This is a genomic window from Pseudomonas sp. FG13, from assembly GCF_057809755.1.
This window is the reverse complement of record NZ_JBMDKO010000005.1, coordinates 187735-204225: the sequence shown is the minus strand read 5'-3', so window position 1 is coordinate 204225 and position 16491 is coordinate 187735. Positions and strand designations below refer to the sequence as shown.

Here is a 16491-nt window from a genome sequence, read left to right as displayed (position 1 = left end):
ATCGGCTGTCTGGCGGCAGCACTGTGGTCCAAGAGCGTTCGCACGGAAAGGTCCTAACCCCATCGTCGTGTTCGTCGCAGTGAACCTTATCCGCCCCACCCGACGCGGCGGCCGCTCTAGGCTGCGGAACCGCGCTCATCTGATCGCGTTATGACATCGTACAACCTTTAAAAATTAGCTTCCCATCTTCCAAAGCGCTGCTATGTTACGCGCTCGGATTGAACGTCCGGGCGCCGCCAGTGGCTTGCCTCGCTCCCCTCTGCAGACAGGAGGCAGAGGCCCGTCGACCAGGCCCGTGCGCCGTTCGTTCTCAAGGACAATCGGTTCGCGAAAGTCGCCGCCTCCGCTGCGTGTCGACCGGGATCGCAACCATTCACAGGGAAGTGTCATGGTCGAAGCGCAATGCTATTCATTGAGTTCCACCCAACAGTCCGTCTGGCTCGATCAACAGCTGTCGCCCAATACCCCCTCCTACAACATCGGTGTCACCGTGGAAATCCACGGCGCGGTGGACCTCGCCCTGTTCACCGCCGCGCTGCGGGCCGTGGTGGCCCAGCATGACGCGTTGCGGTTGGTTTTCAGCGAGCATGCCGGGCACGTGACGCAACGGGTTGACGACACCGTGCAGGGTGCCCTGGCCTACTACGACTGGCGCGCCGAACCCCTGGCCCGCGACGGCGCCCTGGCCCACATCACGCAGCTCAATCGTACCCCGTTCACCCTTTACGACCAGCCGTTGTGGAGCATGGAGTGGTTCCAGCTGTCGGACACCCATGCATTGTGGAACAGCCGTTATCACCACCTGATCTGCGACGGCACCTCGGTGGGCCTGATCGGCCAGGCTGTGGGCGCGGCCTATAACCAGTTGCTGCAAGGCCAGCCGCCTATCCTTGACGACGAGTTGGCACAGGGCTATCGCGATTTCGTGGCCCGGGACCAAGCGTTCCTCGACTCGACGCGCTACGCCAAGGCCCGTGATTACTGGCTCGAACAATTTCCGGCATTGCCGGCGCCGTTGTTCCAGCAGGCCCGAGCCAACTTCGGCGAGCCGGTGCCCAGTGCCCAGGCGATCTGGACCCTGGGTGGCGAGCGCCTTGAGCGGTTGAGCCAATGGGCGAAAACCCAGGGGGCCACGCTGAGCCACAGCCTCAGTGCCCTGTTGGCCTATTATTTCAGCCGAATGACCGACCAACGCGAACAGCTGGTCATCGGCCTGCCCGTGCACAACCGCAGCAACCCGCTGCAAAAACGGACGGCCGGGATGTTTTCCTCGGTCCTGCCACTAGCGGTGCAGGTCGACCCGACGCTGAGCTTTGCCCACGCCGTTCAGCAGGTGGCCAGCCAGACGCTGCGCAGCTATCGGCACCAACGCTACCCGTTACAAACCCTGCATCGCGAATTGCGCGGCCGCGCCGGTCATCCCGGCCATTTGTTCGAAGTGATGCTGTCAGTCGAACGATACCCGGGGGACGTGCACCTGGGGCCGGCACGCTGCGCGCTGCGCACCTGGCACAACGGTCACGAGCGCTACCCGTTGGCCATTTACCTGCGTCATTACGAGGAGAAAACCGAGCCGCTCCTGGAGTTCAACTACGACCCAAGGTTGTTCAGCGCCGACGACATGGTCGCGCACCTGCGGCGCCTTCAACATCTGACCGAACAGCTGCTGGCCGCCCCCGACCGGCCGCTGGCCGAGGCCTCGCTGCTGGACGCCGCCGAACAGCAGCAAGTGCTCCATGGGTTCAATGCCAGCGTTCGTGACTATCCGGCCGACGAAGCTCTGCACAGCCTGTTCGAAGCGCAGGTACGACGGCGTCCCGATGCTACGGCACTGCTCGATGGCGAACAGTCGTTGAGCTACCGCCAGCTAGACCGCCGCGCCGAGCGCCTGTCCGGGCATCTGGCGGCGTGCGGTATCAACGCTGGTGATCATGTGGCGCTGGCTTTGCCCCGCGGCACGGCGTTGATCGTGGCGGTGCTGGCCATCCTCAAGCGTGGCGCCGCCTATGTACCCATCGACCGGGATGCTCCCCTGGCCCATCAAGCGCGGGTACTGGCCGATTGTGGCAGTGACTGGCTGCTGGTCGAAGGTGACGACAGGCCGGCGGTGCAAGGCGTGCAACTGATCGATGTCGGCGGATCATTCGAAGATGCGCCGAACCCGCCGCTGCCCCGTGCCGGTGCTGTCGCCTACGTCATGTACACCTCCGGTTCGACGGGCGTGCCCAAGGGCGTGCAGATACCCCACCGCGCCGTCACCCGGCTGGTGCGCAACAGCGGTTTTGCCGACTTCACCGCCCAGGATCGGATCGCCTTGGCCGCCAATCCAGCCTTCGACGCCAGCACCTTGGAAATCTGGGGCGCCCTGCTCAACGGCGGCTGCCTGGTGGTCTGCCCGCGCCAGACCGTGCTCGACGCCGAGCGCTTGAATGAACACCTATTGCGCCACGAAGTCAGCGTGCTGTGGCTCACCGCCGGGTTGTTCCATCAGTTCGCCGACGCTTTGGCCCCCGCCTTCGCCGCCTTGCGCTTGCTGATGGTGGGTGGTGATGTGCTCGACCCGCGCTGCATCGAACGGGTGCTGCGCCAATCGCCCCCCGGACAGTTGCTCAACGGCTACGGCCCCACCGAAAGCACCACCTTCGCCACCACCCACCGCATCACCCTCGAAGATGCGCTGGCGGGCGACATTCCCATCGGCCGGCCCATCGGCAACACCCAGGTCTACGTCCTCGACGAGCAGCGCCAGCCGCTGCCCATCGGCGTCGCTGGCGAGCTGTACATCGGTGGCGACGGACTGGCCCTCGGTTACCTGAACCAGGCGCAATTGAGCGAAGAGCGCTTCGTCGCCAACCCTTTCGCCCCCGGTACGCGGCTGTACCGCACCGGTGATCTGGTGCGCTGGCGGGCCGATGGCGTACTGATGTTCCTCGGACGTAACGACTTGCAGGTCAAGGTTCGCGGCTTCCGCATCGAGCTGGGGGAAATCGAAGCACAGCTCAAGGCTCTGCCTGGCATCACCGAAGCGGTGGTGCGGGTCGATGCCCAGCAGCGCCTGCTGGCCTATTTCAGCGCGCCCGAGGCTCAACAGCCCAACGAACTGCGGGCCCGCTTGGCCACGGTATTACCCGACTACATGCTGCCGGCGGCCTTTGTACAAGTGGAAGCCTTTAGCCTGACCGCCAACGGCAAGCTGGACCGCCGCGCTCTGCCCGAGCCCAGTGAAGACCACTTCGCCCTGCAGCGCTACGAAGCCCCCCAGGGGCCGGTGGAAACTCGCCTCGCCGAGCTTTGGGCGCAGACCCTCGGCGTGGCCCGGGTGGGACGCCAGGACAATTTCTTTGCCCTCGGCGGGCATTCGCTGATGGCCGTGCAACTGGTCGAGCAATTGCGGGCCGAGGGTTGGCACCTCGACATCGGGACCTTGTTCACTGCGGCGAACCTTCACCACCTGGCCCTGCTGCTCGAACACCCGGTGAGCCCAGCCGAGCCCCACGCGCCCACCGTCGCCTCGGGCATCGACCCGGACTGCCCGCGCATCACCCCGGACATGCTGTTGCCCCTGCTCAGTCTTCCGCAAGCGCAGATCGACTCGGTCGTCGCGGCTGTAGAGGGTGGCACGGCCAACGTCCAGGACATCTACCCGCTGGCACCTCTGCAGGAAGGCTTGCTGTTCCAGCACCTGTTGCAACCGGATGACGACGCCTACCTGCTGCGCGCGATCCTGGCCTTTGACAGCCACGAGCGACTGCAAGGCTTCGTCGCGGCGTTCGACCAAGTGATCGCCCGCCACGACGTTCTGCGCAGCGCGGTACTCTGGGAAGGCCTGGACGAGCCGGTGCAGGTGGTCTGGCGCAGCGCGAGCCTGCCGGTGCAACAGCTCGCCGACGGTGAACGGTTCAGCGACCAGCCGCTGGATATCCGACACGCGCCCATGGCGCGGGCCTTCGTGCGCTTCGATAGCGCGACACAGCACTGGCAACTGCAACTGGTCCATCATCACCTGGCCATCGACCACGCCACCCTGGGATCGCTGTTCGCCGAGGTTCGTGCGCTGATGCTCGACCCCCATTGCCATCTGCCCCCGAGCGTGCCGTTTCGCCAGTTCGTCGCCCAAGCGCGCCTGCCCCATCGCCAGGCCAGCGCCGAGGCTTATTTCCAGCGACTGCTTGGCGACCTCACCGAGCCGACCCTGCCCTACGGGCTGCACGATGTACAAGGTTCGGGCCGCGATAATCGTGAGGCCCAGCGCGTGCTGGAGCCTGGCCTGGACTGGCGTTTGCGACGGTTGGCCAAGACCTGGGAGGTGGGTGTCGCCAGCCTGTTCCACCTGGCCTGGGCCCTGTTGATCGGCAAGTCCAGTGGCCGCGACGAGGTGGTGTTCGGCACCGTGCTGTTCGGCCGTTTCAGCGCCGGCGAACAAGCCGAGCGGGCGCTGGGCATGTTCATCAATACCTTGCCGCTGCGCATCGACCTCGACGCGCCGCTGCACACGGCCCTGCGGCAGACCCACGGCCGGCTGGTCGAACTGCTGGCCCACGAACACGCGCCCCTGGCGCTGGCGCAACGGTGCAGCGCCCTGCCCGTCCAGACGCCGCTGTTTTCGGCGTTGCTGAACTTTCGTCACAGTCAGGCTCAACGCAGCGCACAACCGGCGTTCGCGCTGCCGGGTGCGCAGTGGCTGGGCAGCGAGGAGCGCAGCAACTACCCGTTCAGCCTGTCAGTGGACGATCTCGGCGACGGCTTCGTCCTGACCGGGCAGATCCATCATTCGGTGAACGCCGAGGTCGTGCTGGCCCACATGGTTCAGGCCCTCGAAACGCTGACACAGAGCCTCGAATCAACGCCGGCGATACGCGCTTGCACCTTGGACACATTGCCCAGCGCCGAGCGCGAGCAGGTACTGAACGAGTTCAACGCCACCCACCGGGCGCACCCACGCGACACCCTCCTGCATGAACCCTTCGAGCAGCGGGCGGCGCTGCATCCCGACCGAGTGGCGGCGCAGATCGACAGTGCCGAGGAGACATCACTCACCTACGCGCAACTCAATGGCCGCGCCAACCAACTGGCCCATGCCCTGCTGGCCGCTGGCGTGTGCCCCGATGACCGGGTGGCGATCTGCCTCGAACGCGGGCCCCTGCTGCTGGTGGCCATGCTCGCCACCCTGAAGGCCGGCGCAGCCTACGTGCCGCTGGATCCTGCCTACCCGACGGCGCGCCTGCTGCACATGCTCGAAGACAGTGCGCCGCGCCTGGTGCTCACCAGCCAGGCCGCGCACGGGCGCCTGCCGACGTCCCCAGACGCAGCCCATTGGCAGCTGGATTCGCCGCCGCTGGCGGACCGACTCGACACCCTGTCCCTGGACAACCCAGAGATCCCGAACCTGACCCCGGCGCATCTGGCCTACGTGATCTACACCTCCGGCTCCACGGGCCTGCCCAAAGGCGTGATGATCGAGCACCGCAATGCCTGCAATCTGCTGCACTGGGCGCTGGACAATTTCCAGGTCGAGGAGATGCAACTGAGCCTGTTCGCCACCTCGATCAACTTCGACCTGGCGGTGTTCGAATGCTTCGTGCCACTGGCCGCCGGCGCGACCCTGCAACTGGTGGCCAACGCCCTCTCGCTGGTGGCGCAACCGCGGGCCGTGACGCTGGTCAACAGCGTGCCCTCGGCGGTGGAGCAACTGCTGCGGATCGATGCCATCCCCGACACCGTCCGCGTCATCAACCTGGCCGGTGAACCGCTCAAGGCTGCGCTGGTGGAACAGTTGTTCAGCCGCAGCGCGGCGCGCCGGGTGTGCAACCTCTACGGCCCGACCGAAACCACCACCTACTCCACCTGGCTGTCGATGCGCCGCGAAGACGGCTACCTGGCCGACATTGGCCGTCCCCTGGATAACACCCGAATCTACTTGTTGGACCCACACCGCCAACCGGTGCCGCTGGGCGTGGCCGGGGAGATCTACATCGGCGGTGCCGGTGTCGCGCGGGGCTATCTGAACCGCAGCGAACTGACCACCGAACGCTTCCTGCCCGATCCATTCGTCGATGATGCTGCGGCGCGCATGTACCGCACCGGCGACCTGGGGCGCTGGCGGGCCGACGGGCACCTGGAGTACCTGGGGCGCAACGACTTCCAGGTCAAGGTGCGCGGTTTCCGCATTGAACTGGGGGAAATCGAGGCCCAGTTGCTCGGCCTGCCGGGCGTGCGCGAAGCGGTGGTGGTGGCGCAACCCGCGCCGGCCGGCGACCCGCGACTGGTCGCCTACCTGGTGGCCGAGGATGCCCACGGGCCAATTCCCGACACGGCGGCTGTACGCGCCCATCTGGAACAACACTTGCCGGACTACATGTTGCCCGGCGCCTGCATTGTCCTGGAGCGCCTGCCACTGACGCCCAACGGCAAACTCGACCGCCAGGCTCTGCCGATGCCCGGCACCACCCTCGTCGAGGGCATCAGGCAGCCACCTCGCGGTGACACTGAACAACGTCTGGCGGCGATCTGGGCACAGGTGCTAGGCCAGTCGGAGATCGGTCGCGAGGATGATTTTTTCAGCCTTGGCGGGCACTCGCTGCTCGCGGTGCAACTGCTCGAACAACTACGTCGCAATGGTTGGAACCTGGACATCCGCAGCGTCTTCGAGCGCTCGACCCTCGCCGCTCAGGCCCGGCGCCTGGAAGCACTCGAGCGTAGCGCCGCGCTTGAGGCCAGCGTCAGCGCCATCGCGCCCTCCTGTTCGCGCATCACCCCTGAGATGCTCGACCTGGTGGCGTTGTCCCAATCGCGTATCGACCAGATCGCCGCACAGATGCCCGGCGGTGCTGCCAACATCCAGGACATCTACCCGCTGGGCCCGTTGCAGGCAGGCATGCTCTATCACCACCGGGCCCAGCAAGACGGCGATCGCTACGTGCTACGCAGCTTGCTGGCGTTTACCGACGAGGCCTGCCTGCAACGGTTCTGCGCCGCGCTGGAACAGGTCATTGCCCGGCATGACGCGCTGCGTACCCTGGTGCTCTGGGAGGATCTGGACGAGCCATTGCAAGTGGTTCTGCGGCACGTCGCCTTTACGCCCCGACGCCTGGTGCTCGACGGCGAGGATATCGCCGCCCGCTTGCACGCCAGCGCCGACCCGCGTCATTTTCGTCTCGACCTGCGCCAGGCGCCGCTGATCGAAGCCCGCGTGGCCTATGACGCGGTCCATGACCGTTGGCTGCTGTTGTTGCTGCATCATCATGTGGTGGTGGATCACACCTCCCTGGAGTTGATGGTCGAGGAAATTGCCCTGATCGAAGGCGGTCGTCGGGCAGAACTGCCCGCGCCCACCAGCCCCCGTGGCCTGGTGGCCCAGGCACGGCGTCCGGAGGTGGTGGACGCTGCGTGCAAGTTCTTCAGCGAGCAGTTGGGCGACCTGGACGAGCCGACCTTGCCTTTCGACGTCGACTTGCGCGCCGATCCGCGCTGGCAAGCCCTGGAGCACCGGCAGGCGTTGACCCCGGACCTGGCGCGCCGGCTGCGCCAGCAGGCCCATGCCCACGGCGTGAGCGTTGCAGGTATCTGCCACCTGGCGTGGGCATTGGTGCTGGGGCGCCTCAGCGGCCGCGACGATGTGGTGTTCGGCACAGTGCTGTTCGGACGCTTGCAAGCTGGCGCCCATGCGGACCGGACCCTGGGTCTGTTCATCAACACGCTGCCGTTGCGCGTGCACCTGCAAGACAGTACCAACGCTGCGCTGCACAGGGTTCAGGATGCCTTGAACGGTCTGCTCTGCCACGAACAGACCCCGCTGGCGCTGGCCCAGCGATGCAGCGCGGTGCCGGCGGGCACAGCCCTGTTCAGTGCGCTGTTCAACTACCGCTACAGCGCCGGGCAAGCGAACATCCCCCAGGCGATGCCGGGAATGACCCTGCTGCACAGTGAAGAACGCACCCATTACCCCTTCAACCTGGCGATGGACGACCTGGGCGAAGGTTTTCAGCTCACGGCCCAGACCCACCCCGAACACGCACCAGAGCGGCTCGTGGAGTTCATGTTGCAAGCCCTCGATTCGCTGGTAGAGGCCTTGGCACAGGCAGGCGACATGCCGGTCCAGCAATTGTGCGTGCTCCCCCCGCAGGAAGAGGCGCATCTGGACCGCTTCAACCCGCCGCCCACGGCTGCGCCCGAAGGTACGCTGACGCAGCGGTTTGCCGAACAGGTCGCGGCAACGCCGGACGCCTTGGCAGTGATCGACGAGCATCAGTCCCTGACGTTTCGTGAGCTCGACCGACAAGCCAGTCGCCTGGCCCATCACCTGCTGGACCAAGGGCTGCGGCGCGGTCAGTTCGTCGCTGTCTGCCTGGAGCGCCAGGCGCATGCGGCGGTCGCCCTGCTGGCGGTGTGGAAAGCCGGCTGTGCCTATGTGCCGATGGACCCCGACTACCCGGCCAGCCGCCTGGCCTATCTGCTGGACGACAGTGCCCCCGCGGCGCTGATCACCCAGGAGCAGGTGCGCGACCGGCTGCCCGCCTTTACGGGCGGACCGTTGATCAGCCTCGACGCCCCTGGAGTAGCTGACTGGCAGCACGCTCCAGCAGCGGCAGAAACCGCGCCAGGCCCGCAGCCGGCTGACCTGGCGTACATGATCTACACCTCCGGTTCCACCGGGCAACCCAAAGGGGTCATGGTCGAGCACCGCTCGGTGCTCAATCTGTGGGCCGGCCTGCGCCAGCGTCTGGACGACATGCCCGCCAACAGCCGCTGCTCTCTCAATGCGTCGATGGCTTTCGATGCCTCGGTGCAGCAGCTTTGCCAATGGCTCAGTGGTCACTGCCTGGTGCTGATCCCCAAACGCATACGGCTGGATGCCGGGGCGCTGTTGGATTACCTGCACCAACAGCAAGTCACCCTGTTCGATTGCACACCGAGCCAGTTGCAAGCGCTGCTCAAGCACCGGCAGGCCCAAGTCCGGCCACAGCCGTTGCCGCCACGCATCCTGCTGGGTGGCGAGGCGGTGCCCGCTGAACTTTGGGCACAACTGGCCAACGAAGCCGGCGTGCGGGTACTGAACGTCTACGGGCCCACCGAGTGCACCGTCGACACCACCAGCGCCTGGCTCGATCAACACGCGCTGCCGAGCCTCGGAAAACCGCTGCCCAATACCCAGGTGCAAGTGCTCGACGCCCATGGTCGGCGCGTCCCGCAGGGGGTGGTTGGAGAGATTCATATCGGCGGCCAGGGGGTGGCGCGTGGTTACTGGCGGCGTGAGGCGCTCACCGGCGAACGTTTCCTCATCGACCCGTTTACCCACGCACCCGATGCTCGTCTGTATCGCACCGGCGACCTGGGCCGCTGGGAGTCGGATGGCAGCCTCAGTTACCTGGGACGCACCGACTTCCAGGTGAAGATCCACGGGCATCGCATCGAACTGGGTGAAATCGAAAGCCACTTGCTGGCGCTGCCCGGGGTGCGCCAGGCCGTGGTGGTGGGCCGTCCCGATCGCCACGGCGTGGACCGGCTGATCGCTTACTTGCAGGGCGACACACCGCCGACTCCAGGCCTGGCCCGCACCGCGCTGAGCGAACATTTGCCCGACTACATGCTGCCCAGCGCCTATGTGCGCCTGGACCGGCTGCCGCTGACCGCCAACGGCAAGCTCGACCGCAACGCGCTGCCCGAGCCGGACGCCCAGGCGTTCGTGCAGACGCCCTATGAAGCGCCCCAGGGCGAAATCGAGATCGTCCTGGCCGCCCTCTGGTGCGAGCTGCTGAGTGTCGAGCGGGTCAGCCGCCACGACAATTTCTTCGCCCTGGGCGGCCATTCGCTGATCGCCATGGGGTTGGTCGAGCGCCTGCGCCAGCACAACCTGCGGGCCGACATCAGCCAACTGTTCACCGCGCCGACCCTCGCCGGTCTGGCGGCGGTCACCACTCCATTGAAGGAACTGCTCCTGTGACTGCGGATCAATTGCTGGCCTTGCTCAAACACCGTGGCGTCACCCTGTCCCTGCGCGGCGATCAACTGTCGGTAGTGGCCGACGACGAAGTCCTGGCCGATCAGGCACTGATCGCACTGCTGCGCAGCCACAAACCGGCGCTGATCGAAGCACTGCGCCAGCCCGCGACCCCGGTGGCCCGGACTAGCGGACTGCCCGTGGGGACCACCGACATCACCCCGGCGATGCTCGACCTGTGTCAGCTCGATCAGGCGCAGATCGAAAGCATCGTTGCCGGCGTCCCGGGTGGCGCCGCCAATATCCAGGATATCTATCCCCTGGTGCCGTTGCAGGCCGGCATTCTGTTTCACCATCTTCTGCAGACGCATGGCGATACCTATTTGCTCCACGTGTTGCTGGCCTTCGACGATGAGGCCTGCCTGCTGCGCTTCATGGAAGCCCTGAACCAGGCCATCGCCCGTCACGACATCCTGCGCACCGCGCTGGCCTGGGAAGGCCTCGACGAACCGGTGCAGGTGGTCTGGCGCCAGGCTCCACTGATCCTGGAGCCATTCACCACCGACCAGGCCGATGTCGAAGCCGCGCTGCGAACCCATACCGATCCGCGTCGGCAACGCCTGGACCTGCGCCAGGCGCCACTGATGCGCGCAGTCGCCGCCGAGGACCCGGCCGGCGGGCGCTGGCTGTTGCAACTGCTGCACCATCATGCGGTCATGGACCACATCTCCCTGGAGCGGCTGGTGGGGGAAGTCGCGGCGATCCAGCAAGGGTGCGTGGACCAATTACAGGCGCCACAGCCGTTTCGCGATTTCGTCATGCGCGCCCGCCAGAGCTTGAGCGAGGCACAACACACGGCTTTTTTCAGCGAACTGCTGGGCGATATCGACGAGCCTACAGCACCGTGCGGCCTGCTCGATGTACGGGGGGATGGTAGCCAGGTGCAGACGTTGGAGGCGCCGCTGCCGGTGGCGTTGAGTCGGCGCATCCGCGAGCTGTCGCGGCGCCTGCACGTCAGCAGCGCGAGCCTGTTCCACCTGGCCTGGGCGATGGTGCTGGGCAAGACCAGCGGTCGCGACGACGTGGTGTTCGGCACGGTGATGTTCGGGCGGTTATCGGGCGCCGCCGAGGACGCCACGGCCATGGGCCTGTTCATCAATACCCTGCCGCTGCGGGTGCGCCTGGCCGTCCCCGTGGAACAGGCGCTGCAGCAAACCCACACCCTGCTCAGCCGACTGATCGCCCACGAACACGCGCCCCTGGCCCTGGCCCAACGCTGCAGCGCCCTGCCCAATGGCACCGCTCTGTTCTCGGCGCTGCTCAATTACCGCCACAGCGCAGGCAACGACCAGGCGCCGGCGCTCGCTGGCATGCGCGTGCTCGGCGGCGAGGAGCGCACCAATTACCCGTTCAACCTCTCGGTGGACGACCTCGGCGAGGGTTTCTCGTTGAGCCTGCAGATCGATCCCCAGGTCGGCGCCACGCCGGTGCTCGGCTGGCTTGGCAGTGCTCTGGAAAACCTGCTGGACGCCCTCGAACGGAAGCCCGACACACTGGCTTGCCACCTTTCGGTATTGCCCGAGGCGGAACGCGAGCGACTGCTGCAGACCTTCAATGCCACGGCCCGCGAACGGCCCGCCGAGGACTTGCTGCATCGGGCCCTGGAACAGCAGGCCGAGCGTCAGCCCGAGGCCATCGCCGCACGTTTCGACGCTGCTGGCGGGGTCGCGCCGTTGACCTATGGGCAACTCAACAGCCAGGCCAATCGCTTGGCCCACCTGTTGGTGCAAACCGGGGTTCGCCCCGACAGTCGCGTAGCGATTTGTCTTGAGCGCGGTCCGCACCTGCTGGTAGCCCTGCTGGGCATTCTCAAGGCTGGGGCGGCCTATGTTCCGCTGGACCCGGCCTACCCCCGCGAACGCCTGGCGCACATGCTCGACGACAGCACCCCGCGGGCGTTGCTGACCGTCGCTGCACTGCAATCGAACATGGCCGCCAGCGATGGCTGCACGCTGCTATGCCTGGACGATCCGCAGACCCAGGCGCGCCTCGCCGAACAACCTGCCGACAACCCGGACCCCGTCCAGCTGGGCCTGGGCGGGCATCACCTGGCCTACGTGATCTACACCTCCGGCTCCACCGGCACCCCCAAGGGCGTGATGATCGAGCACCGCAACGCCTGCAACCTGTTGCACTGGGCATTGCAGGCCTTCGACGCCGCCAGCCTGCGCGACAGCCTGTTCGCCACGTCGATCAACTTCGACCTGGCGGTCTTCGAATACTTCGTGCCGCTGGCCGCCGGCGCGACCCTGCACGTGGCCAGCAATGCCCTGGCGCTGCTCGACTGCCCCGTGCCGGTGACGCTGATCAACAGTGTGCCTTCGGCGCTCGATGCGCTGGTCGGTGCCCAGGCAATTCCACTGTCGACTCAGGTGGTCAACCTGGCGGGCGAACCCCTCAAGCAGGGACTGGTGGAGCAAATTTTCGCCAACAGTGCCGTACAGCGACTGTGCAACCTGTACGGCCCATCGGAAACCACCACCTATTCGACGTGGGTGTCCATGGACCGTGACCAGGGTTTCGTGCAGGGCATCGGCCGGCCGTTGGACAATACCCGGGTGTACCTGCTCGACGCCCATCGTCAGTTGGTGCCCTTGGGGGTCACAGGCGAAATCTACATCGGTGGCGCCGGGGTGGCGCGTGGTTACCTGAATCGACCGGCGTTGACCGAGGAGCGTTTCGTCCAGGACCCGTTCGCCAGCGAAGCCGGTGCGCGAATGTACCGCACCGGCGACCTCGGTCGATGGACGCCCGACGGACAGTTGTTGTACCTGGGCCGCAACGATTTCCAGGTCAAGGTGCGTGGCTATCGCGTCGAGTTGGGCGAAATCGAAAGCACCCTGAGCCGGGTGCCGGGCGTGCAGCACGCGGTGGTCATTGCCCGCCAGGACGTGCCAGGCGACCCGCGCCTGGTAGCGTACTGGGTGATGCAGCCCGAGTCCCCGGTGAGCGAGGCGCAATTGCGCGATGCCCTGGCCACGGCGCTGCCCGAATACATGCAACCCAGTGCTTATGTGACCTTGCCGGCGCTGCCCCTGACCCCCAATGGCAAACTCGATCGCAGTGCCTTGCCGGCCCCGGATCAGGTTGTCGACGGCCACGTCGAAGCGCCCCAGGGCCCATTGGAAACCCAACTGGCGGCGATCTGGGGCCGGCTGCTGGGCTTGGCGCAGGTCAGCCGCCAGGCGCATTTCTTCCAATCCGGGGGGCATTCGCTGCTGGCCGTGCAACTGGTTTCCCAACTGCGCCAACAGCTGCGGATCGAGCTGCCCCTGGCCAGCGTCTTCGAGCACCCGATCTTGCAACAACAGGCGCGAGCCATCGAAGCCTTGGCCGCGTCGGGCCACCTTGGCACTGCGCGGATCCCGGTCGGTGCCCGGCTGGCGCCACTGCCGCTGTCGTTCGCCCAGCAACGCCTGTGGTTCATCGCCCACCTGGATGCCCAGGCCAGTGCTGCCTACCACATGGCCGGCGGTCTGCGCCTGCGCGGCGAACTGCACGAGCCGGCGTTGCGCGCCGCGCTGTCGCGCATCGTCGAGCGGCATGAAGCCCTGCGCACCCGGTTCGTGACCGAAGGCGGCGAGCCCTACCAAGTCATCGACCCGCCAGCGGATTTCGCCCTGCGCAGCGTCGACCTGCGGGACCAGCCACCCGCGGTGTTTCAGGCTCACTGCGTCGAAGCCGCCGAAGCACCTTTCGACTTGGCACGTGGTCCGCTGATCCGTGGCTGTCTGTTGCGCCTGGCCGACCAGGAGCATGTGCTGCTGGTGACCTTGCATCATATCGTCGGCGACGCCTGGTCGCTGGGCGTGCTCACCCGTGAGCTGAGCGAACTCTACCGAGCGTTCATCCAGGACCGCACCGATCCCCTGCCGCCACTGGCCATCCAGTACCCCGACTACGCGCTGTGGCAGCGCTCTCCCCGTCAGGTCCAACGGGTCACCGAACAATTGGCCTACTGGCGCGTGCAACTCGCCGATGCCCCGCCGTTGCTGCAATTGGCGCTGGACCGGCCGCGCCCGGCGCAGCAGGATTTCACCGGTGCCAGTCTCGACGTGAGCATGGAGGCCGCATTGGTGCAGGCCCTCAGGCAACTTAGCGAGCGCCATGGCAACACCCTGTTCATGACCGTGCTGGCTGCCTGGTCGGTGGTCCTGGCACGCCTGTCCGGGCAGGACGACGTGGTGATTGGCTCGGTGCTGGCCAACCGCACCCGCGCCGAAATCGAGCCGCTGATCGGCTTCTTCGTCAACACCCAGGCTCTGCGCGTGCGGTTTGCCGATGTCGAACGAGTGGACCAGCTACTGGGCCAAGTGCGGCGCACCGCCCTGGACGCCCAGGCGCACCAGGACGTCGCCTTCGAGCAGTTGGTGGAGGCTCTGAATCCGCCGCGTTCGCTGGCCCACAGCCCGATCTTCCAAGTCATGTTCGCCTGGCAGAACGCGCCGCAGCCGAGCCTGGAACTGGGCACCCTGGAACTCACGCCGCTGGCCACCGCCGAAGACAGCGCCAAGTTCGACTTGACCCTGAACCTGCACGAACGCGACGGCATGATCGCCGGCCGCCTGACCTATGCCACCGCCCTGTTCGACGCGGCCACCGTGCAACGTCATTGGCAGGCGCTGTGCACCACCCTGCAAGCCATGGTCAACGATGACCAGCAGACGCTCGATGGGCTGTCGATCCTCGGTGAAGACGAACGCTATCAGGTGTTGCACGGTTTCAATGACACGGCCCACGACTACCCCGCCGACGAGCCGTTGCACCGCCTCTTCGAGGCCCAGGCTCGCCGCCGGCCCGACGCCCCGGCGATCCAGGACGACGCCGGCTCCATGAGTTACCGCCAGCTCGACCAGCGCGCCGAGCAACTGGCTCACTGGCTGGCCGCCCAGGGCATTGGCGAAGGTGCCCGGGTGGCGCTGTGCCTGGAGCGTGGCCCGCGCCTGATCACGGCAATTCTGGCAATCCTGAAAAATGGTGCGACCTACGTGCCCATCGACACCGCTACTCCGGCGCAGCGCCAGCGCGCCCTGCTCGAGGATTGCGGCAGCGCCTGGTTGCTCGTTGACGAATGGCCGGCCACGCCGCTGGACGCTGCCATGGCGTGCCGGGTGCTGGTGCCGTGGGACTCGGACCTGTCCCTGGACGATGACGCGCCCCAGCGTCAGGTCAACGCGGCGCCGGCGAATGCCCCTGCCTACATCATGTACACCTCCGGTTCCACTGGCGTGCCCAAAGGCGTGCAAGTGCCGCACCGGGCCGTCATCCGACTGGTGCGCAACAACGGCTTTGCCGACTTCACCGCCCAGGACCGCATCGCACTGGCCGCCAACCCGGCCTTCGATGCCAGCACCCTCGAAATCTGGGGCGCCCTGCTCAACGGCGGCTGCCTGGTGGTCTGCCCGCGCCAGACCGTGCTCGACGCCGAGCGCTTGAATGAACATCTGCTGCGCCACGAAGTCAGCGTGCTGTGGCTCACTGCCGGATTGTTCCATCAGTTCGCCGACGCTTTGGCCCCGGCCTTCGCCGCCCTGCGCTTGCTGATGGTGGGCGGTGATGTGCTCGACCCGCGCTGCATCGAACGGGTGCTGCGCCGATCGCCCCCCGGACAATTGCTCAATGGCTATGGCCCCACCGAAAGCACCACCTTCGCCACCACCCATCGCATCACCCTTGAGGATGCACTGGCGGGCGACATTCCCATCGGTCGGCCCATCGGCAATACCCAGGTCTACGTCCTCGACGAGCAGCGCCAGGCAGTGCCCATCGGCGTCGCTGGCGAACTCTATATCGGTGGCGACGGGCTGGCCCTCGGTTACCTGAACCAGGCGCAGTTGAGCGAAGAGCGCTTCGTCGCCAACCCTGTCACCCCCGGAACGCGGCTGTACCGCACCGGTGACCTGGTGCGCTGGCGCGCCGACGGCGTGTTGATGTTCCTCGGACGTAACGACTTGCAGGTCAAGGTTCGCGGCTTTCGCATCGAGCTGGGGGAAATCGAAGCGCAGCTCAAGGCTCTGCCCGGCATCACCGAAGCGGTGGTGCGGGTCGACGCCCAGCAGCGCTTATTGGCCTATTTCAGTGCGACCCAGGCTCAACAGCCCGATGAGCTACGGGCCCGGTTGGCCGCGGTATTGCCCGACTACATGCTGCCGGCGGCCTTTGTGCACGTGGAGGTTTTTAGCCTGACCGCCAACGGCAAGCTGGACCGCCGCGCGCTGCCCGAGCCGAGTGAAAATCACTTCGCCCTGCAGCGCTACGAAGCACCGCAAGGCCCCGTAGAACATCGTCTCGCCGAGCTGTGGGCGCAAACCCTCGGCGTGCCGCGGGTGGGACGCCAGGACAACTTCTTTGCCCTGGGCGGGCATTCGCTGCTGGCGGTGCAGTTGGTCGAGCAGCTGCGGGTGGACGGTTGGGCCATCGATGTACGGACGCTGTTCGGCGCCCCTACGGTCGGCGCACTCGCGGCGATCCTGGCTGAACACGGCGAAACGCCG

Annotated in this window: 1 protein-coding gene and 2 pseudogenes; all 3 read left to right on the top strand. The window is 66.4% G+C overall.

Annotated features, from left to right (window positions below; translation table 11 throughout):
* The first annotated feature begins 388 nt into the window (after positions 1 to 388).
* Positions 389 to 9940 carry a non-ribosomal peptide synthetase gene (locus tag ACODTO_RS07270; RefSeq protein ID WP_489106155.1) on the top strand — a complete coding sequence of 3184 codons (9552 nt, stop codon included), beginning with the start codon at positions 389 to 391 and terminating at the stop codon, positions 9938 to 9940.
* Positions 9937 to 10089: pseudogene (locus ACODTO_RS07265) on the top strand (TubC N-terminal docking domain-related protein); the annotation flags it as partial. The gene ACODTO_RS07270 and the pseudogene ACODTO_RS07265, both read left to right, overlap by 4 nt.
* A 24-nt stretch (positions 10090 to 10113) precedes the next feature.
* Positions 10114 to 16467 (top strand): annotated as a pseudogene (locus ACODTO_RS07260) (amino acid adenylation domain-containing protein); the annotation flags it as partial.
* Positions 16468 to 16491 lie beyond the last annotated feature (24 nt).

Coding starts and splice junctions, on each gene's coding strand:
- ACODTO_RS07270 (WP_489106155.1), top strand. CDS start 389: ATGGTCGAAGCGCAATGCTATTCATTGAGTTCCACCCAACAGTCCGTC.